18 protein-coding genes are annotated in these 18,816 nt (G+C 72.2%); 6 read left to right on the forward strand and 12 right to left on the reverse strand.

Annotated features, from left to right (window positions below; genetic code table 11):
- Positions 1 to 66: 66 nt before the first annotated feature.
- Together HHX35_RS01895 and HHX35_RS01900 are read right to left on the reverse strand one after the other, a co-directional pair.
- Positions 67 to 1,605, reverse strand: a complete 1,539-nt coding sequence (locus tag HHX35_RS01895) for an MDR family MFS transporter (RefSeq protein WP_259404680.1) — start codon at positions 1,603 to 1,605, stop codon at positions 67 to 69.
- A 361-nt stretch (positions 1,606 to 1,966) separates the two neighbouring features.
- Complete coding sequence (locus HHX35_RS01900) at positions 1,967 to 2,665, reverse strand: 1-acyl-sn-glycerol-3-phosphate acyltransferase (protein WP_182897285.1); 699 nt, start codon at positions 2,663 to 2,665, stop codon at positions 1,967 to 1,969.
- 118 nt (positions 2,666 to 2,783) lie between these two features.
- Between HHX35_RS01900 and HHX35_RS01905 the strand changes: the two genes are divergently transcribed.
- The gene (locus HHX35_RS01905) at positions 2,784 to 3,548 is read left to right on the forward strand and encodes a carboxylesterase (protein WP_182897286.1); all 765 of its coding nucleotides are present in this window, start codon (positions 2,784 to 2,786) and stop codon (positions 3,546 to 3,548) included.
- A 12-nt stretch (positions 3,549 to 3,560) separates the two neighbouring features.
- Positions 3,561 to 4,034, forward strand: a complete 474-nt coding sequence (locus HHX35_RS01910; protein WP_182897287.1) for a hypothetical protein — start codon at positions 3,561 to 3,563, stop codon at positions 4,032 to 4,034.
- 76 nt (positions 4,035 to 4,110) lie between these two features.
- Here the strand turns inward: HHX35_RS01910 and HHX35_RS01915 are convergent, their stop codons facing one another.
- The 7 genes from HHX35_RS01915 to HHX35_RS01945 all read right to left on the reverse strand — a co-directional run bounded on the left by HHX35_RS01915 (position 4,111) and on the right by HHX35_RS01945 (position 10,109).
- Entirely contained in the window at positions 4,111 to 5,307 is a 1,197-nt protein-coding gene (locus tag HHX35_RS01915) for a hypothetical protein (protein ID WP_182897288.1), read from the reverse strand.
- 151 nt (positions 5,308 to 5,458) lie between these two features.
- A complete protein-coding gene (locus tag HHX35_RS01920; RefSeq protein WP_182897289.1) occupies positions 5,459 to 6,199 on the reverse strand; it encodes an endonuclease/exonuclease/phosphatase family protein in 741 nt (246 codons plus the stop codon).
- Between the two features lie 4 nt (positions 6,200 to 6,203).
- Positions 6,204 to 7,148 (reverse strand): ROK family glucokinase, encoded by a 945-nt coding sequence (locus HHX35_RS01925; protein WP_182897290.1) that lies wholly within the window; start codon positions 7,146 to 7,148, stop codon positions 6,204 to 6,206.
- Between the two features lie 141 nt (positions 7,149 to 7,289).
- Complete coding sequence (locus HHX35_RS01930) at positions 7,290 to 7,736, reverse strand: hypothetical protein (RefSeq protein WP_182897291.1); 447 nt, start codon at positions 7,734 to 7,736, stop codon at positions 7,290 to 7,292.
- Positions 7,733 to 8,893, reverse strand: coding sequence for an ArsA family ATPase (locus HHX35_RS01935; RefSeq protein ID WP_182897292.1), 1,161 nt, complete (start codon positions 8,891 to 8,893; stop codon positions 7,733 to 7,735). The genes HHX35_RS01930 and HHX35_RS01935 overlap by 4 nt, the downstream gene beginning before the upstream one ends.
- Complete coding sequence (locus HHX35_RS01940; protein WP_182897293.1) at positions 8,890 to 9,327, reverse strand: SRPBCC family protein; 438 nt, start codon at positions 9,325 to 9,327, stop codon at positions 8,890 to 8,892. Before HHX35_RS01940 ends, HHX35_RS01935 begins: the two co-directional genes overlap by 4 nt.
- 14 nt (positions 9,328 to 9,341) lie before the next feature.
- Entirely contained in the window at positions 9,342 to 10,109 is a 768-nt protein-coding gene (locus HHX35_RS01945) for a metallophosphoesterase (RefSeq protein WP_182897294.1), read from the reverse strand.
- A gap of 238 nt (positions 10,110 to 10,347) precedes the next feature.
- Between HHX35_RS01945 and HHX35_RS01950 the strand changes: the two genes are divergently transcribed.
- From HHX35_RS01950 to HHX35_RS01965, 4 genes are all read left to right on the forward strand, one after another.
- Positions 10,348 to 12,147, forward strand: coding sequence for a long-chain fatty acid--CoA ligase (locus tag HHX35_RS01950; protein WP_182897295.1), 1,800 nt, complete (start codon positions 10,348 to 10,350; stop codon positions 12,145 to 12,147).
- Positions 12,148 to 12,430: 283 nt separating this feature from the next.
- Positions 12,431 to 13,285, forward strand: coding sequence for an SAM-dependent methyltransferase (locus HHX35_RS01955; protein ID WP_259404681.1), 855 nt, complete (start codon positions 12,431 to 12,433; stop codon positions 13,283 to 13,285).
- A gap of 264 nt (positions 13,286 to 13,549) precedes the next feature.
- Positions 13,550 to 14,449 carry a manganese catalase family protein gene (locus tag HHX35_RS01960; RefSeq protein WP_182897296.1) on the forward strand — a complete coding sequence of 300 codons (900 nt, stop codon included), beginning with the start codon at positions 13,550 to 13,552 and terminating at the stop codon, positions 14,447 to 14,449.
- A gap of 254 nt (positions 14,450 to 14,703) precedes the next feature.
- Entirely contained in the window at positions 14,704 to 15,960 is a 1,257-nt protein-coding gene (locus HHX35_RS01965; protein WP_310738848.1) for an Nramp family divalent metal transporter, read from the forward strand.
- Positions 15,961 to 15,972: 12 nt separating this feature from the next.
- On the opposite strand, the gene HHX35_RS01970 is transcribed toward HHX35_RS01965, so the two are convergent.
- The 3 genes from HHX35_RS01970 to HHX35_RS01980 form a co-directional block, all read right to left on the reverse strand.
- Positions 15,973 to 17,082: a glycosyltransferase family 4 protein gene (locus HHX35_RS01970; RefSeq protein ID WP_182897297.1), complete on the reverse strand. Its 1,110-nt coding sequence runs from the start codon at positions 17,080 to 17,082 to the stop codon at positions 15,973 to 15,975.
- A gap of 103 nt (positions 17,083 to 17,185) precedes the next feature.
- Complete coding sequence (locus HHX35_RS01975) at positions 17,186 to 18,100, reverse strand: hypothetical protein (RefSeq protein WP_182897298.1); 915 nt, start codon at positions 18,098 to 18,100, stop codon at positions 17,186 to 17,188.
- Positions 18,101 to 18,203: 103 nt separating this feature from the next.
- On the reverse strand, positions 18,204 to 18,773 hold the full coding sequence (locus HHX35_RS01980) for a C40 family peptidase (protein WP_220504892.1): 570 nt from the start codon (positions 18,771 to 18,773) through the stop codon (positions 18,204 to 18,206).
- Positions 18,774 to 18,816: the final 43 nt, after the last annotated feature.

Raw genomic sequence — 18,816 nt, forward strand, 5'->3', positions numbered from 1 at the left:
GGAGAGCGGCAAGGCCGCGCGGCGAACCGCCCGCCACGGGCCCTACGCCGCCGACCACGCGCGGGGTCAGCCCACGGCGGCCGGGCCCTCGGTGCTCCGCGCGGCGAGCGGGATCTCCTTGAGGAAGAAAGCCACGACCAGCGCGAGGGCGACGAAGGGCAGGCTGGCGAGGAACACGTCGTCGATCGCACTGGTGAACGCGACCAGCACGTGGTTCTTGACCGGCTGCGGCAGCTGCTGGATCGCCTGCACGTTGTTGGCGTCCACACGCCCCGGCGGCATCCTGCCGCCGAACTCGGCGGTCAGGTGGTGGGCGAGCCGGTTGGTGAGGACCGCGCCCATGATCGCCGTGCCGATGGCGGCGCCCATCATCCGGAAGAACGTCGCCGAGCTCGTCGCCACGCCCATGTCGCTGCGCTCCACCGCGTTCTGGATCGCCGTGACGATCGTCTGCATGGTGAACCCGAGCCCTGCGCCGAAGAGGTAGGCGTAGACCGCCACCTGCCAGTAGGGCGTGTCCACCTTGATCGTGGACAGCAGCCACATGGCCACCAGGAGGACCGCACCGCCCAGAATCGGGAAGATCTTGTATCGGCCGGTCCGGCTCATGATCTGGCCGGAGGTGATCGACGTGGAGAAGATGCCCAAGACCGCCGGCAGCAGCGCCAGGCCCGACACGGTCGGCGACATGCCCTGGACCGCCTGGAGGTAGACCGGCAGGAAGATCATGCCGCCGAACATCGCCAGGCCCGCGAGGAAGCTGAAGCCGTTGCCCACGCTGAAGATCTTGTTGCGGAACAACCGCATCGGCAGGATCGGCTCGGCCGCCCGCAGTTCGACGAACACGAACAGGGCCGCGAGCGCCACGAATCCGGTCAGCAGGGCCAGCGAGCCGGGAGCGGTCCAGCCGATGTCGCCGCCCGCCCAGTCGAGGTAGAGCAGGAAGCACGACACCCCGGCCACGATCAGCGCCGCGCCCAGGTAGTCGATGCGGTGACTACGGCGGGTGAAGGGAATCCGCAGCGCCATCGAGGTCACGACGAGCGAGATCAGCCCGATCGGCAGGTTGATCCAGAAGATCCACCGCCAGCCGGGCCCGTCGGTGAAGAAGCCGCCGAGCAGCGGCCCGGCGACGCTGGAGGTGCCCCAGACGGCGCCGAAGTATCCCTGGTATCGGCCGCGCTCGCGCGGCGGGATGACGTCGCCGATGATGCTGAACGCCAGCGCCATCAGGCCGCCCCCGCCCAGGCCCTGGATCGCCCTGAACCCGATGAGCTGGCCGATGTTCTGGCTCAGCCCGGCCAGCACCGAGCCGAGCAGGAAGATGCCGATGGCGGTCTGGAAGATCACCCGCCTGCCGTACAGGTCGGAGATCTTGCCCCACAGCGGGGTCGCCGCGGTCGAGGTGAGCAGGTAGGCGGTGACCACCCACGACAGCTTGTCGAGGCCGCCGAGTTCGCTGACGATGCGCGGCAGAGCCGTGCCGACGATGCTCTGGTCGAGGGCTGCCAGCAGCATTCCGGCCGCCACTCCGGAGAGCACGACCAGGATCTGGCGGTGCGGGAGATATCCGGTCTCGGCCTGCTGTTCCTCCCGGACGCTCATGCGGGGCATCCACGAGCGGCGTCTCGGGCAGCGCGCCCGCGAGCGGCGTCCCGGGATGCGGCTTCGCCGGCGGCGTACCGGGTCGTGTCCGCGGCTGTCTCCCCGGTTGCGCACCGGGTTGTGTCCCCGGCCCAATGCCGGGCCACGGCCCCGCCGGACGCGGCGGACGCGCCGGACCTGCTCGCCGGGGTCGTGGGCGGGCCGTCCGGTCCGTCGTCCGCTCCGTGCCTCGTGGCGCCGGGCTGGGCCCATGTGCGGTGCCTGCGTGCTGGCATGCTCCTACGCCTTCCGATCCGAACGTGTCTGAACGTCCCAACGTGCGCGGCGGACACCGCCACGTTACCCGTCCGGTCCGGAAGTATTAGGAATTCTCGCGAGCTGCCCTGGTCGTTTCCGTCTTGGCCGCCGCGGCGTACTTGTCGACGTACTCCTGACCCGACAGCTCCATCAGCGCGTACATGATCTCGTCGGTCACCGCGCGCAGCACGAGACGGTCGTTTTCCATGCCGTAATAGCGGGAGAAATCGAGCGGCTTGCCGTACCGGACGCCGGGACGGATGCCGAACTTGGGGAGCGGCCGGCCGGGGGGCATCATCTCGAACGTGTTGACCATGGCCCACGGGATCACCGGCGCCCGGGACTCCAGCGCGAGCCGGGCCACGCCCGTCTTGCCCTTGTAGAGGCGGCCGTCGGGCGAGCGGGTTCCCTCGGGGTAGATGCCGAGCACCTGACTCTCCCTGAGGATGCGCAGGCCGGTGCGGAGCGCCGCCTCGCTCGCCTTGCCGCCGGAACGGTCGATCGGGACGGTGCCGACGCCGGAGAAGAAAGCGCGGCTCACGACTCCTTTGAGCCCGCGGCCGGTGAAATACTCCGCCTTGCCCAGGGAAATCACCTTGCGCGGCAGGAATCCGGCCCCGAAGAAGTGGTCGGCGAACGACAGGTGGTTGCCGGCCAGGATGGCCGGGCCCTCCTTCGGCACGTTCTCCACCCCCTCGGCCCAGGGGCGGAACACGAAGCGGAGGATCGGCCAGAGGATGGCCTTCACCACCCAATAAAACACGCGGGCACCCCCTCGGCTCGGATGTGCAGTCATCTTCGCACGCCCAGCCCTCTCGCACTAACGCTGACCAACGTGCGAGTATCGGGCGGAACACGCCGCCGTTTCACGGAGGTCACCCATGCCAGTGCTGCCCGGCGCGGAGCCGTACCACCACGAGGGCGGCGACATCGGCGTCCTGCTCTGTCACGGTTTCACCGGCTCGCCGCAGTCCCTGCGGCCGTGGGGTGAACACCTGGCCGGGGCGGGGATGACGGTGTCCCTGCCGCGCCTGCCCGGACACGGAACGTCGTGGCAGGAGATGAGCCGCACCCGCTGGGAGGACTGGTACGCCGAGCTGGACAAGGCGTTCGCCGACCTGCGCGGACGGTGCGCGGAGGCGTTCGTGATGGGCCTGTCCCTCGGCGGCTGCATGGCGCTGCGCCTGGCCGAGGTCCACGGTGACGCCGTCGCGGGCGTCGTGGTGGTCAACCCGTCCGTGATCAACGACGTGCCGCTGCTGGCGCTGGCCCCGGCGCTCAAGTACGTCGTACGCTCGATCCCAGGGGTGGCGGGCGACATCAAGAAGGAGGGCGTGAGCGAGCTCGGCTATCCGCGCACACCCGTCCGGGCCGCCGCCACGCTGCCCCGGCTGTGGAGGCTCGTCCAGTCCGACATCGCCAAGGTGACCCAGCCGGTGCTGGTGTTCCACAGCAGGAACGACCATGTGGTAAAGCCGGGGAGCGTCGCGTTCCTGCAGGCGAGAATGGGAAACAATCTGGAGGTCAGAGAGCTGGCGGACAGCTACCACGTCGCCACCCTCGACAACGACGCGCCTGTGATCTTCGAAGGGAGTCTGGATTTCATCCGCTCCCACGCCTCGGTACCCTTGACGAAGGACTTGTGACCCGGGATCGACGTGACGCCGCAAAGTGACGAGGACGAGGTCTGGCGCCAGATCGTCGCCTCGTTCAACGAGACAGCCGAGGACGCCTCGGCCGAACAGCCATGGCCTGACCGGGAGAACGTCACCGAGGAGACCGACGCGGGCGACGGCGACGACGCCCCCGGCGACACGGCTCCCGGCGACACGGCCCGGGACGACGACCGCACCGGCGAGGAGCAGGCTCCCGCCCCGGCCGACGACGACCACTACATCCCACCGGCCCCTCCGCCGCTTCCGCACGGCGACGCCCTCAGCAGGCTCTCCTGGCTCGCGCTGTTCGGCGGCCCCGCCTACCTGCTCCTGGCCGCTCTGCTGCAATGGCCCATGGACGGCTGGATCGTGTTCGCCGCGGTGTCGGCGTTCATCGCGGGATTCGTGATCCTCGTCGTGCGTATGGGCGACGGTCCGCCCGCCGACTCCGGCTGGGACGACGGCGCGGTCGTCTGACTCCTGCTGGGACCACGGCGCGGTCGTCTGACTCCGGCGCGCGCCCCGGCCGGTCCGGGCCACACCGCGCCGGTGTTCATTCGGCTTCGGAGGCCGCCTTCACCGTGCCGTCGGCGGGAGGCGGGCCGAACCGCTCCACGAGGTCCGTGTAGCGGCCCTTGTCGTCCAGCGTGTGACCGACCGCCATGGTGAGGTCGCCTACGTGCGCGACCGCCTGGAGCCGCACCGTGCGCTCCTCGGCCGGCGCCGGGCCCCGCAGCGTGGACCAGCGCGATCCGTCGTACCGGAGCAGGAAGCCCTGGGCCTCGTGCCTCGGGTCGTACCCGGAGATCCAGAACACGCCGTCGCCGTCCCCCGTGACGCCGTACAGTTCGGCGCGCCGCTCCGGCGGCGTCACCCGCTTCCAGTGCCTGCCGTCCCAGTCGAGGACCAGCGGGGCGATGCCGCCGTCGCTCTGGTAGACGCCGCCGACGGCGACCGCGCGCTTGCGGCCGTCGGTGTACACGTCCCGCAGGAAGCCGCCCTTGATCTCCGGCAGGTCGGCCTGTTTCCACCCGCTGCCGGTCAGGCGCATGGCCAGGGGCCCGGAGCCGGAGTCGCCCACCGCCCAGCCGTCCGACCGGCCCGCGAGCGCCACGCCGTACAGCGCGCCCGCGGGGCCCTGACCGGTCTTCCAGGTCGTGCCCTTGGCGGAGCCGCCGCTGCTCAGCAGGAACGCCTTGCCGTCCCGGCTGCCGATCGCGACCACCCGCCCGGACGAGGCGGCGACCCCGCCGAGCCAGTCCCCGGAGCGCAGTTGCGGCACGCCGACGCGGTCGAACCCGTCGCGCGAGCCCTTCGCGACGTACGGCAGGCCGTCGTGGCCGTCGCCGACGGCCCAGATCTCGGTGGCGGAGGCGGCGGCGACCGACCGCAGGTGGCCGGCGCCGGTGGCGTCGCCCCGGATCGGCACCTCGCTCCAGGAGGAGCCGTTCCAGTGGGTGATGATCCCCTGGTTCCGCCAGAAGTCCCAGGCGTTCTGCTGGCCCACGGCCCAGATGTCCTTGGCCGACAGGCCGGCCACGTCGGACAGCGAGCCGTCGGGCTGGAGCCGTCCGGTGGAGGAGCCCGCGTCCTGGGCGACCTCGTCCCCCGACGGGCTACGCTCCGCCTGGGCGCGGACGATCCCTGTGTGCGCGTGCGCGACCGATGTGGCGCGCGGGAGGAGTCCGGTCAGCAGGCCGGCGGACAGCACACACAACGGCACCGCACGCCGTATGAGGCGGCGGGTCATGAAACGATCGTACGGGGGACCGGGCACTCCCCGTCACACAGGCCGCGAATCCGATTACCTAGAGACGCGGGGACGCGACCGTGCCTGCCGTCTCCGGCCGTCTCCGGCCGAGCTGTAATCCGCGGCCGTCCCCCGGCCCGTCAGCGGCGTGTCAGGCCTGGGCGGACGGCGTGAAGGCGATCTCGGCGACGACCGGCCGGTGGTCGCTCGCGGCGGGCAGGTCCTCGGCCGGGACGTCCGCGCCGCCGTACGACACGACGGTCAGGCCCGGGCCCGCGAAGATCGCGTCGATCCGCACCCGGGGATCGCGGGCCGGGAACGTCGCACCGGCCCGGCCGTCGTCCCCGTCCGCACCGATCCGCGGCGCGGGTCCCCGCACGGCGGTGAAGCAGTCCGTGTAGCGGCCCCCGAGAAGACGCCAGACCGGGGCCCCGGGAACCTCGTTGAGATCCCCGGCGAGCACCGGCGCGGCCCCGAACTCCCGGGCCGCGCGCTCCAGGAGCGGGACGATCTGGGCGGCGTGGCTCAGGCGCGCCCCCGCCAGAAGGTCGAGGTGGGCCGAGCACACGGCGTACCTCTCGCGGTCCTTCTCCACCACGGCGAGCGCGATGGAGCGCCATTCGAGCCCGGCGAACCACCGCAGGCGGTGCCCGCGCCCGCGCAGGAGCCGTACGTCCGGAGCAGTGAGCACGGCGGTCCCGCCGACGCGGCCTCCGGCGGCCACGGACAGACCGGCCGCGCGGGCCAGCGCCCGCCGCTTCCGCCGCCAGCCGGGCAGGCGGGGCGCCTCCTGCAGGCACAGCACGTCGGGCCGCAGGGCCCGGATCACCCGGACCAGTGCCCTGCGGTCGTCCTTCAGTCCCCGGACGTTGTAGGTCGCGACCCGCAGCACGCCGTCAGCGGAACCGGGCGAGGTCGCCGGCTCCCACCAGCCCCGCAGACGGGCCCATCTCGGCCACCCTGATCTCGGCGAGCGGGCGGTGTCCCCGGCCGGTCAGCCGCGCGGCGAACTCCTCGCGCACCCGGTCGACGAACAGGTCCGCCGCGCCGGAGACGCCGCCCCCGATGATGAAGCACCCGGGGTCGAGGACCGCAGCCATGTCGGCCAGCCCCTGGGCGAGCCATCGGGCGAGCGACTCGAAGGCGGCCAGCGCCGCCCGGTCGCCCTGGCGCGCCGCCTCGGTCACGTGCTCGCCCTGGATGCCCTCGGCCGAGCCGCCGCCGAGCCGCAGCAGGTGCGCGGCGCCCGCCGGGTCGGCCTGCGCGTTGTCCCTGGCCTCCATCAGCAGCGCGCTGCCGCTGGCGTACCGCTCCCAGCAGCCGCTGTTGCCGCAGCCGCAGGCACGGCCGCCCGGCACCGCCTGCATGTGCCCGAGCTCGGCGCCCATCCCCCACCGTCCGCGGTAGAGCTCGCCGCCGAGCACGATGCCGCCGCCGATGCCCGTGCCCACGGTCACGCACACGACGTGGCTCTCGCCCCGGCCCGCGCCGAAGCGGTACTCGCCCCAGGCCATGGCGTTGGCGTCGTTCTCGACCACGACCGGCAGCCCGACCAGCTCGCCCACCTTCTCGCGCAGCGGCTCCTCGCGCCAGGCCAGGTTGGGGGCGAAGCGGATGATCGAGCGGGTCTCGTCGACGAAGCCCGCCGCGCCGATGCCGACGGCCTCGACGGAGTGCCGTGCCGCGAGCTCGGTCACCGCATCGGCGATCGTGAGCGCCATCTTCTCGGGGCTGCCCGCCGGGCTGTGCCGCAGGCCGCGCTCGATGATGGCGCCGTGTTCGTCGACGACACCATACGCGATCTTGGTACCGCCCACGTCCACGCCGATGGTCAGCGCCATGCCGTCTTCCTTCCGCCCGATCCGCTTCCGCCCGATCCGCTCCACCCGGGCCGTCACCGCCCGAGGAATCACGCCGCGCCGATTGAAGCCGATCGAGCCGGGTTGTGGCAATCCCGCCGTCGCCCGCCCTTAACCGGCCCTTCAACCCAGGTCGATGTGCTCGACCTTCGGCTCGCCGGATCGGCGCTCTCCGGCCGATCGCGCCCTGCCGCTCGCCGGGGGGCGCTGCAGGGCGTCGACCGCCTCCTTGAACGCCGCGAACAGCTCTCCGCCCGCCGCGATCAGGTGGCCGGTGACGTCGCCGCCGGACTCGCGGCGTGCCGCGATGACCCGGCACACCGGGCAGGCCCGGCAGACGTACTCGTCGTGGTCCTCCGCGACGGCCTCGCTCCACACGTCGCCGCCCCGGCCGCTCGCGCCGGCGCCGCCGAAGGCGGATCCGAAGCCGCTCACGCCGCCCTTCACGAGCCCCTTGCCGAACTCCCGGCCCATCCGCCGCTGTACGGCGTCCAGCAGCTTCATCGCCTCCTCCGCCGCCGACCCGAGCGGGTCCTGGCTACGCGGAGTGGTGTCGTTGGAATCCGTCATTTCGCCCCTCCTGCCTCGAACCGTACCCGGAGCCGGCCGTCCCGGAGCGCGGCCGAGGAGATCTCACGCCGGGCGAGGGCGGCGGGCAGGGCGATGACGCGCCGGTAGGACCCCGCGGTGACGATGATGTCGTCCCCCTTGCGAGCGAGGTCGAGATCGTCGCGGTCCGCGAGCGGCAGGGACAGCGCCAGCTCGTCGGTGGTGAACCTCAGCGGCGGCTCGACGTCGGGGCGCGCGAAGGGATCCCGGTCTCCGTACATCCGCGCGGCGAGGCCCGAGAGGGCCGCGGTCCCGACCGGCTCCGCCGGAAGGTAGGGGACGGTGAGGACGGGCAGCGGCGCGAACGACTCGTGCACCATGGCGAGCTGCCTGGCCTGGGCCTCCACCCAGCCCAGCCGCCACTCGTCGGCGCCCTCCGCGGGGAAGACCCGGTTGGCGATCACCGCGTCGACGCGGTAGCCGTACAGGCTGAGCGAGGTGAGGGTGCGGCGGGCCTCGGCGACGACCACGGCCTCGGGGGTCAGCACGAGCCGCACGGACGCGTCGTCGCCGGTCAGCAGCGCGCGCACCTCCAGCAGGCCGCGGTGCAGCCGCTCCCCCGCCGAGACGACCTCGCCCTCGGGCACGCTCACCTTGGCGACGTGCCGGATGACCGGCGACAGGGCTCTGAGCATCCGCCTGCCGGTGGGAAGCAGGCGGTTGACGTGCCAGTCGAGCGCCTCCGGCAGGGCGAGCAGGCGCAGCGTCTCCGCGGTCGGCGCGCAGTCGACGACGATCACGTCCCAGCGGCCGGTGCGGGCCTGCTCGCGCAGTTCGAGCAGCGCGAGGATCTCCTCGGCGCCGGGCAGTATGGTGATCTCCTCGGCGGTGACCTCGTCGAGACCGAGCTCCGCAAGCACGTTGCCGGCGTAGTCGCGTAACTCGCCCCAGTGCCGCTCCAGCGACTTCTGGGTGTCCACCTGCTGCAGGTGCAGGCCGGGCGCGGCCTCGACCGGCTCGGACGAGGGCGGCACGCCGAGCGCGTCGGCGAGCGAGTGCGCGGTGTCGGTGGAGACGACCAGCGTCTTGTTGCCCCGCTCGGCGGCGAGCGTGGCGGTCGCGGCGGCCGCCGTGGTCTTGCCGACGCCGCCCTTCCCCGTGAAGAGGAGGATCCTCATCGGCTCTCGACGCGCCGCTTGAGCCCCTTCAGCGCGGTGTCGACGATGACCTTCTCGGCCTTGCGCTTGATCATGCCGATCATGGGGACCTTCAGGTCCACGGCGAGGTCGTAGGTGACCTCGGTGCCGCCGCCGTTCTCGATCAGGCGGTAGCTGCCGGTCAGGCCCGAGAGCATCTTCCCGGCCTCGACCATCCGCCAGCTCACGCCCGCGTCGTCGTCCCAGTCGTACCCGAGGACGTACTCGTCGCTGATCACGCCCGCGTCGAGGACGAAGCGGACCCGGGAGGCACGGCCGTCCGCGCCCGTCTCCAGGACCTCGGCCTTCTTCACCTGGCCGGCCCACTCCGGATAGGCGGGGAAGCCGGCGATGACGGCCATGATTGTCGACCGGCCGGCGCCGATCGTGATACTCGACGAAGTGCGATCAGCCATGCGCCAACCGTACTTCACCATTCCAGGGCGAAAGGCGTGCCACGGCCGCGGAAGTGGCCGACGTTGACGCATTCCGTGCGCCCGACGCGGGTGCGGCTGACCAGCGGCTGATGGACGTGGCCGAACAACGCGAAGCGCGGCTGCGTCCTCCTGATCGCCTCCAGCGTGGCCTCGCTCCCCCGTTCGAACCTCCGGGCCACCACGTCGTACAGCAGGTCGGGGATGGCGGGCGGGATGTGGCAGCACAACACGTCCACCTCGCCGATCGCCTCGACCTTGCGCGCGTACTCCTCGTCGTCGATCTCGTACGGCGTGCGGTACTTGGTGCGCAGGCCGCCGCCGACGAACCCGAAGGTCAGCCCGCCGATCTCGACCACATCGCCGTCCAGGACCCGCTGCCCGGGCCGCAGGTGGTCGGCCCACAGGCGTGGCATGTCCACGTTGCCGTACGTGAGGTAGGCCGGCGTCGGCATGGCGGAGAAGATCTGCTCGTACTGGCGGCGGACCGCCGCCTCCATGAGGTCGCGGGGGTCGCCGTCGAGGGAGGCCCACAGACCGGCCGACAGCTGCCGCGCCTCGTCGAAGCGGCCCGCCGCGCGCAGTTCCACGTACTCGCTCGCCTTCTCCGCGCCGAACAGGTCGGGGAAGATGCCCTGCGAGTGGTCGGCGTAGTCGATGAAAAGGAGCAGGTCTCCGAGGCAGATCAGGGCGTCGGCCCCGTCGCCCGCGCGGGCGAGCGCGTCGGCCCGGCCATGGACGTCGCTGACGACGTGGATGCGCATGGGGGACATGGTAACGGCCGCTTTACCTAGCATCCGCTTGGGTAACGGAAAGGTGTCGGGCTCGCCGCGCGGGGGACACTGATAGCGTCCATTTGTCCCTGGATAACGCCTGGGTGACGGACCTACCCATGCGTAACATCGCGCGGTAGCGTCCGGTAAGACACGAAGAGTTATGCCCGCAACGCGGTTCCCGCCCTGCGCTCCGGGGACCGCGAGGCCGTGCGCGAAGGAGTGACCCGTGCGCGAGTTCAGCGTTCCCGTGCTGGTGGACGTGCCCCCGTCCGCGAACTGCACCGACGTGGTGTTCCAGCGCGGCGTGGACGAGCCGGAGGCCGTCGTCGTCCGCCGCAAGGAGGGCGAGGACCCGGCCGCGCCGTGGACGCCGGTCACCGCCGCGCAGTTCAGGGACAGGGTGGCGGCCGTCGCCAAGGGACTGATCGCCGCCGGGATCGAACCCGGCGACCGGGTCGGGCTGATGTCGCGCACCCGCTATGAGTGGACCGTCGCCGACTACGCCATCTGGGCGGCGGGCGCGGTCGGGGTGCCGATCTACGAGACCTCCTCCGCCGACCAGGTGAAGTGGATCCTGACCGACAGCGGCGCCAAGGCCGCGTTCGTGGAGACGGCCGCGCACGAGGAGACCGTCCGCGAGGCCGTGCCCGAGCTGCCGCTGCTGTGGCGCGTCGACGACGGCGGGTTCGCCGAGCTGGAGCGCCTCGGCGCGGACGTGACCAACGACACGCTCGCCGAGCGCAGGGCGAGCCGGGGCGGGCGCGACCTCGCCACGATCATCTACACCTCCGGCACCACCGGCATGCCGAAGGGCTGCCGCCTGACCCACGACAACCTGCTGTTCACCGCGCGCAACGTCTCTCACGGGCCGCTGGAGACGCTGTTCGACGTGGAGGGCCGGGCCGCGCTGCTCTTCCTCCCTCTGGCGCACAGCTTCGCCCGGCTCATCCAGATCGTCCTGATCGAGACGGGCACGGTGCTCGCGCACAGCCCGAACATGAAGAACGTGGCCCCCGACCTGCGGGAGTTCAAGCCCACGTTCCTGCTGGGCGTGCCGCGGGTGTTCGAGAAGGTCTACAACGCCGCCGAGCAGAAGGCCAACGCGGAGGGCAAGGGCAAGATCTTCCACGCCGCCGTACGGGCCGCGATCGAGTGGAGCAAGGCCGAGAGCTCCGGCGGGGCCGGCCTCGGCGCCCGGCTCAAGCACGCGGCCTTCGACAAGCTCGTGTACGGCAAGCTGCGGGCGGCCACGGGCGGCGCGCTGACGGCGGCGGTCTCGGGCGGCTCGGCCCTCGGCGAGCGGCTCGGCCACTTCTTCCGCGGCGTGGGGATCGAGGTGTTCGAGGGCTGGGGACTGACCGAGACCAGCGCGCCCTCGACCGTCAACATCCCGGGCGCCAACAAGATCGGCACGGTCGGCAAGCCGTTCCCCGGCGTGAGCATCCGCATCGCCGACGACGGCGAGATCCTGGTGAAGGGCCGCCACGTCTTCGACGGCTACTGGAACAACGAGCGCGCCACCAAGGAGGCGATCGACCCGGAGGGCTGGTTCCACACCGGAGACGTCGGCCGCCTCGACGAACACGGCTACCTGAGCATCACCGGCCGCAAGAAGGAGATCCTCGTCACCGCCGGCGGCAAGAACGTCGCGCCCGCGCCGCTCGAGGACGCCATCCGGGCTCATCGCCTGATCAGTCAGGTCATGGTCGTCGGCGACGGCAAACCGTTCATCGGGGCGATCGTCACTCTCGACCACGAGGCGATGGAGCAGTGGAAGCAGGCCAACGGCCGCTCCGGCGCCTCCATGGCCGAGCTCTGCTCCGACCCGGGCGTCGTCGCCGAGGTGCAGCAGGCCGTGGACGACGCCAACCGGATGGTCTCCAAGGCCGAGCAGATCAAGAAGTTCAGCATCCTCGACATCGAGCTGAGCGAGGAGACCGGCCACGTCACGCCGAAGCAGTCGATCAAGCGGCACGTCGTGGCCCGCGACTTCGCCAAGCAGATCGACGAGCTGTACGGCGACTGACCGAGCGGGTGCGCCGAAACATGTCGGACGTTTTTGATAAATTTCGGCCGTTTCGGCGCACCGTCCCAGCGGAGCGGGACACGAACAGGAAGACCCGCCGTACAGCCTGGGACGTGGGGTGATTAGGGCGACCGGATCGCACCGATTGGTGTGGATCTTCCGTGTCGCCGGCCGAAGACGACCTGCGGCGATGCCTGATCGACCTCGTGAGCTGCCGAAAATATCGCTGCGGGCCCGCAATATTGCGCTCTGCTTGGTTATGCTCCAGACGCATCCATGATCGATGACTGGAGAAGGGCGGGCGATGGGCGACGGGGCCGGCAGCTGGAACTGGACGCACCGCGATCCCGACTACCTCCCGTCGGAGATCGACACGACCAGGCCCAGCATCGCGCGGGTGTACGACGCGTTCCTGGGCGGCAAGGACAACTTCGCGGTGGACCGCGCGGTCGCCATGGAGGGCATGCGGCACTTCCCCGACCGCGGCGACGGCGCCCGCAACAACCGGGCCATGCTGTTCCGCGGCGTGAAGTACATGGCCGAGCAGGGCATCGACCAGTTCCTCGACATCGGCTCCGGCCTGCCCACGATGGACAACACCCACTCGGTGGCGCAGCGGATCAACCCCGCCGCGAAGGTCGTCTACGTGGACAACGACCCCATCGTGCTGGCGCACGCGCGGGCGATCCTGCAGACCGACGAGCGCACCCGCGTGATCACCGCGGACATGCGCGAGCCCGAGGTGATCCTCAACCACCCCGAGGTCGAGGGCTTCCTCGACTTCTCCCGTCCCGTCGGCCTGCTGCTGGTGGCCGTGGTCCACCACCTCGCAGACGCGGAGGACCCGAACGGCCTCGTGGACGCCTACAAGGCGCGCCTGGCTCCGGGCAGTTACCTGCAGCTCACCCACTTCTGCTCCTGCGCGCCGGAGATGCGCGAACTGGAGGCGGTGCTGCTGCAGATGCTCGGCACCGGCCGGGCCCGGGACATGCCCGAGATCGTGCGGTTCTTCGACGGCCTCGACCTGGTCGAGCCCGGGGTGGTGCACGTGCCCGAGTGGCGTCCCGAGGAACCCGTGCGCCACCCCCTCGACCTCGGCGGCGTCTGCGTCGCCGGCGGCGTCGGCCGCAAACCCTGACCGACCGGCCTCCGCTCCTTTCCCGGCCCCCTCGCGCACGCCGATGTGTCGCATATGCGCGAACAGCTGGCTCTTCGCGCTAATCACGGCGTAGGGCGGCACCTGTCCATCCATTGGATCCTTCGTTAGGTGTCGCTCCTGTCGTCCCGTTGCGCCACGTGTTGGGATTTATGCGTGACCCCCCACCGACATGCACCAGCGGGGTCGCGCCCTTGGCCCGCGTAAGGCCTGCGGCTCCCTGTGGTTTCCTACGCGAGGAGTCGTATGTTCCGGCACAACCGTCGCCTGCAGTTCGAGGCCAAGCCAGAAAAGCCCGACCCGGTGTACGCGCGCAAACTCCAGGAGCTCATCGGCGGCGCCTTCGGCGAGATGACGGTCACCATGCAGTACCTGTTCCAGGGCTGGAACTGCCGCATGCCCGGCAAGTACAAAGACCTGATCATGGACATCGCGACCGAGGAGATCGGGCACGTCGAGATGCTCGCCACGATGGTCGCCCGACTCCTCGAAGGCGCGCCCGCGACGGCGGTCACGAAGATGGCCACCGCCGACCCGGTGGTCGGCGCGGTGCTGGGCGGGATGGACCCGCAGCAGGCGATCGTGGCCGGCGGCGGGCCACTGCCCGCCGACAGCAACGGATACCCCTGGAACGGCCGCTACATCGTGGCGAGCGGCAACCTGCTGGCCGACTTCCGGGCCAACGTCGCGGCCGAGGCGCACGGCCGGCTGCAGACCGCCCGGCTCTACCACATGACCGACGACCCCGGCGTCAAGGACATGCTGAAGTTCAACCTCGCCCGCGACACCCTGCACCAGAACCTGTGGCTGAAGGCCATCGAGGAACTCCAGTCGGACGGCCTGGAGGACGTCGTCGTGCCCGACGACCTGTTCGACGAGGAGCACGCCGAGCACGCGGAGACGATCTGGGACCTCTCCGACGGCATCGAGGCGCAGGCGGGCGGCTGGGCGAGCGGGCCGCAGCCCGACGGCCGCCACCAGTTCGCCTATCTCCTCAACCCGGAGCCGCTCGGGGACCTCGCCATGGCGCCGCCGCCCGACCCGAAGCTGTACGACACCTACGACGGCAGCATGGGCGAGCCCAAGAGCCCTGCCCTCGGCACCGAGGCGGGCCCCGTGGGCAAGCTCAAGGACAAGCTCACCTGACCGAGCGAGCCCTGTCCAGCCCCGCCGAGCCGGCAGGCGCACGCGGAGGCCGGCCGGACACCGGCCTCCGCTCATTCCACCGCGTCACGCTCGACCCACGGCGTCTGTGCCGTTCCGCGGGTGCCGTACCGCGACCGCGGGGCTGCCGCCTCCGGCCGCCGGAGAACGCGCCCAGGCCGGCGTGGTGGGGCACCCGCCGTGCCGCACGCCAGATTTCCCGCCTGTGAGGCTTTCGTGTTTCCTGTGAGGCTTTCGTGCTCGACTCCCGCCGTCCCCTGAACGGGCCCGCGCCCGCCGTACCCGCCGAGGGGCGGGCGGCGCCGGGCCGCCTGGCGCGGCTGGCCGGCCTGTGCGGTCCCGCCTTCGTCGTCTCCGTGGCGTACATCGATCCGGGCAACTTCGCGACCAACATGGCGGGCGGCGCCCAGTACGGGACGATGCTGCTGTGGGTGATCGCCCTCGCGAACGTGCTGGCCATGTTCGTGCAGGCGCTCTCCGCCAAGCTCGGCATCGCCACCGGCCGCAACCTGCCCGAGCTGTGCCGCGACCACCTGCCGCGCCGGATGAGCCTGCCGCTGTGGGTGCAGGCCGAGCTGGTCGCCGCCGCCACCGACCTGGCCGAGTTCATCGGCGGGGCGATCGCCCTGAACCTGCTGTTCGGCGTGCCGCTGCTGCCGGCCGCCGCCGTCACGGCCGTCGTCTCCTCGCTGCTGCTCATGCTCGCGCCGCGCGGACGCCGCCGGTTCGAGGCGGCCGTCGCCGCGATGCTCGGTGTGGTCCTGGCCGGTTTCGCCTACCAGGTGCTGCTGTCGGGGTCCCTCGCGGGTGTGGCGGGCGGCTTCGTGCCCCGCCTGGCCGGGACCGACAGCTTGCTGCTGGCCACCGGGATCGTCGGGGCGACCGTCATGCCCCACGTCGTCTACCTGCACTCGGCCCTCACCCAGCACCAGAGCGCGGACGGCGGTCGCCGGGAGGCCGTGCGCGCCAGCAGGATGGACATCGCCGTCGCCCTCGGCACCGCCGGGCTGGTGAACATGGCGATGCTGACCGTGGCCGCCGCCACGTTCGGCGGCGGCGATCCCGGCAGCCTGCAGGCCATCCACGCCGGTCTCGGGCAGGTCCTCGGCCCCGGGGCGGCCGTCGCGTTCGCGCTCGCCCTGCTCGCCTCAGGCCTGGCCTCCTCCAGCGTGGGGACCTACGCCGGGCAGGTGATCATGGCGGGGTTCCTGCGCCGCCGCGTACCGCTCCTGGCGCGACGGCTGGTCACGATCATCCCGGCCATCGCGGTCCTGGCCGCCGGAGTGGACCCCACGCGGGCGCTCGTGCTGAGCCAGGTCGCGCTGTCCTTCGGCATCCCGTTCGCCCTGGTGCCGCTCGTGGCGTTCACCGGCAGCAGGAAGCTGATGGGCGATCTCGTCAACCGCCGCCTCACCACCGTCGCCGGCGTCGTCGTCGCCGGCGTGATCTGCGCGCTGAACGGCCTCCTCCTCGTGGAGGTGTTCACCGGCTGAGGCGGCCTTCCGTCACAAAAGTGCGGCGAACCGGGCCGCGACGAGGTCCCAGCGCCACTCCTCCTCGATCCAGGCCCGGCCCCGCTCGCCCATCTCACGGGCGCGGGCCGGGTCGCCCAGCAGGTCGCACAGCGCGCCGGCCACCGCCGTGTGCGACGTGCCGTCGACCACCAGGCCCGTCTCGCCGTGCCGTACGGCGTCGGGGGCGCCTCCGGAGGAGCCCGCGACCACCGGCAGCCCGGTGGCCGACGCCTCCAGGTAGACGATGCCGAGGCCCTCGACGTCGAGCCCCCCGAACCTGCTGCGGCACGGCATGGCGAACACGTCGCCCGCGTCGTAGTAGGCCGGGAGGGACGCCCAGGGGACGGATCCGGTGACGACCACCGAGCCGCGCAGGCCGGCCCGGGCGGCCGTCCGCTCCAGCGACCGCCGTAAGGGGCCACCGCCGACCAGGAGCAGGACCGCGCCGGGAATCCGCCGCAGGACGAGCGGCCAGGCCCGCAGCAGCGCATCCTGGCCCTTGCGCGGCACCAGCCGGGAGACGCACACGACCACCGGCCGGTCGCCCAGGCCGAGGGACGCGCGGACCCGGTCGCCGCCGGCCCCCGGGTGGAAGGCGGCGGTGTCCACGCCGGGCGCGAGCCGTACGAGCCTGGAGGCCGGGACGACCCGGGCGATCCGGCGGCGGGTGTACTCGCCGAGGTAGGTCACGACGTCGGCCCCCGCGCCGATCCGGCGCAGCAGGGCGCGCGCGCCCGGCAGGCGGGCCCACGACGCCTCGTGCCCGTGGGTGAGCATGACGATCCGGCCCGCGCCCGCGGCGCGCAGGACGGGAGCGAGCAGCCCCAGCGGCGCCGCCGCCCCGAAGACGACGGTGGCGCCGTCCTCGACCAGCGCCGCCGCCCTCCTCGCCACCGAGCGCGTCGGCAGCATCAGCGAGGAGGGATGACGGACCACCTCGTACGGCTGGCGGGCGTCGAACTCCTCACACCCCTTCCAGCGCGGGGCGTACACGACCACGGAGCCGGGCGGCCTGCGCGAGGCGAGGCCGTGCACGAACGCCTGGATGCCGCCCGGTCTGGGCGGGAAGTCGTTCGTGACGATCAGCGTCCGCTTCGTCATCCTCACCCCCGCTGCCCGCGCGGTCCGCCCGCGCCGCCCGAGAACGCATTGTCGCAGCCGCGATCGCACCCGCACCTCATGGAGATCGGGCGCCCTGTGGAGATCAGGACCGGGCGAGCCGCTCGCGCGCGTACGACCGCCATTCGCGGGTCAGGCCGTCGGCGGACAGCCCGAGAACCTCCCGCAGCGCGGCGCCGATCCCCTCGCGCAGCGCGGCGCGGTAGAGGGCGACCAGCCTCCGCTCGCCGAACCGGGCCGCGACGTAGCGACAGGCGAGCCACGCCTCCTCGTACGCCTGGGCGGGCCTGGCGGCGAAGTCGGCGGGCCCGGGCAGGCCGTTCAGCGCCGGCCTCCCGGCGGCCACGTCGGCGGCCAGTTCGGCGGCGACCGTACGGACCGGCAGTCCGCTGTCCAGGTAGCCCATGTAGTCGGCGAAGCCTTCCATGAGCCACATCGGCACCGCGCGGGGACCGGCGGTCGCGACGTGCGTCAGCTCGTGGGTCACGACGACCAGGCGGCCGGTCGCGGACAGACGGGCGAACGCCGCCGGCTGCACGATCACGCGGCCGCCGGTGGCGACGGCCGCCAGGCCGTCCACCTTCGCCGGCTCCGCCAGCACGGCGGCCTGCTCCTCGGTGCGCGGCACGAGCACCACCGCGCCGCCGTACCCGCCCCAGATCCTCGTGACCGTGCGGCCCGCGCGATCGGCCAGCGCGGCGATCTCGGCGACCAGCGGCCGGGGCGACCCGACGACGACGGCACGCCCGCCGCGGGCGACGGAGGCACCGATCCACATGCCCGGGTGCTCCCGCACGGCGGCCCGGGCGTCCAGTCGCAGGGGAAGCAGCGGGTCGGGCGGGGCCGCGCCGGCGGGCCCGGCGAGCAGCGCGGCCAGCGCGGCGGCCACGGCCGCGATCCGGCGGGGACGGACCCCGTGGGGCGGAACCTCGGGCCGGCGCCGATCGGCCTCGGCGCGCGCGCCCGGCACGCCCCCGGGCGCGGCGCTCGTGACAGTCACGCCGTGCATGGTAACCAGCACGTGCCACGGCCCCGTCCACCTCGGCGAGGTGGACGGGGCCGTGAGGACGGCGCCGGTCGAGGGGGCTGGTGACCGGTGCCCGTCAGACGCCGGGACGGACGGCACCCACGAAGGTGCTCCTCCGGTAGGCGTCCAGCTTGTCGATCCGGACCCGCGTGCCGGTGTGCGGAGCGTGGATCATCCTGCCGTGCCCGACGTACATGCCGACGTGGCCGCCGCCGCTGGTGAAGATCAGGTCACCCGGCTCGAAGTGACCCCAGGACACCTTCTTCCTGACCGCGCCGCGGATGGACCACGTCGTGCGCGGCAGCCGTACGCCCGCCTTGCGCCAGGCGTACTGGACCAGGCCCGAGCAGTCGAACGCGCCCGGTCCCGTGGCCCCGTAGCGGTAGGGGTCGCCGATCTGCTTCTCCGCGGCCTTCACCGCGCGCTGGGCCTTGACCCGCTGGAGCGAGGCCCTGCTGATCTTCCGCTTGGCGGCGTGCTTCTTGGTCTGCTTCTTCGCGGCGGCCTTGCGGGCGGCGGTTTTCGCGCTCGTCGCGGTGCCCGTCTTCGTGGCCGTCTTCGTCGCTGTGGCCGTCTTGACGACCGTGACCGTCACCGTGTCGGCCGCCGCCGGATGTGCTCCGGCGACCCCTACGGATGCCGTCAAAGCGGCACTACCAAGGGCAATTCGGGCAAGACGGGACAGGCTA

It is taken from the genome of Microbispora sp. H10830 (assembly GCF_014161375.1).
In the GTDB taxonomy this organism is placed as follows: Bacteria; Actinomycetota; Actinomycetes; order Streptosporangiales; family Streptosporangiaceae; genus Microbispora; species Microbispora catharanthi.

Bases quoted from the DNA above. Each gene is read 5' to 3' on its own strand.
- HHX35_RS01955 (WP_259404681.1), top strand. From the start codon at position 12,431: ATGACTGGAGAAGGGCGGGCGATGGGCGACGGGGCCGGCAGCTGGAAC.
- HHX35_RS01970 (WP_182897297.1), bottom strand. From the start codon at position 17,082: ATGACGAAGCGGACGCTGATCGTCACGAACGACTTCCCGCCCAGACCG.
- HHX35_RS01940 (WP_182897293.1), bottom strand. From the start codon at position 9,327: ATGGCTGATCGCACTTCGTCGAGTATCACGATCGGCGCCGGCCGGTCG.
- HHX35_RS01915 (WP_182897288.1), bottom strand. From the start codon at position 5,307: ATGACCCGCCGCCTCATACGGCGTGCGGTGCCGTTGTGTGTGCTGTCC.
- HHX35_RS01895 (WP_259404680.1), bottom strand. From the start codon at position 1,605: ATGAGCGTCCGGGAGGAACAGCAGGCCGAGACCGGATATCTCCCGCAC.
- HHX35_RS01945 (WP_182897294.1), bottom strand. From the start codon at position 10,109: ATGCGCATCCACGTCGTCAGCGACGTCCATGGCCGGGCCGACGCGCTC.
- HHX35_RS01905 (WP_182897286.1), top strand. From the start codon at position 2,784: ATGCCAGTGCTGCCCGGCGCGGAGCCGTACCACCACGAGGGCGGCGAC.
- HHX35_RS01935 (WP_182897292.1), bottom strand. From the start codon at position 8,893: ATGAGGATCCTCCTCTTCACGGGGAAGGGCGGCGTCGGCAAGACCACG.
- HHX35_RS01925 (WP_182897290.1), bottom strand. From the start codon at position 7,148: ATGGCGCTGACCATCGGCGTGGACGTGGGCGGTACCAAGATCGCGTAT.
- HHX35_RS01930 (WP_182897291.1), bottom strand. From the start codon at position 7,736: ATGACGGATTCCAACGACACCACTCCGCGTAGCCAGGACCCGCTCGGG.
- HHX35_RS01960 (WP_182897296.1), top strand. From the start codon at position 13,550: ATGTTCCGGCACAACCGTCGCCTGCAGTTCGAGGCCAAGCCAGAAAAG.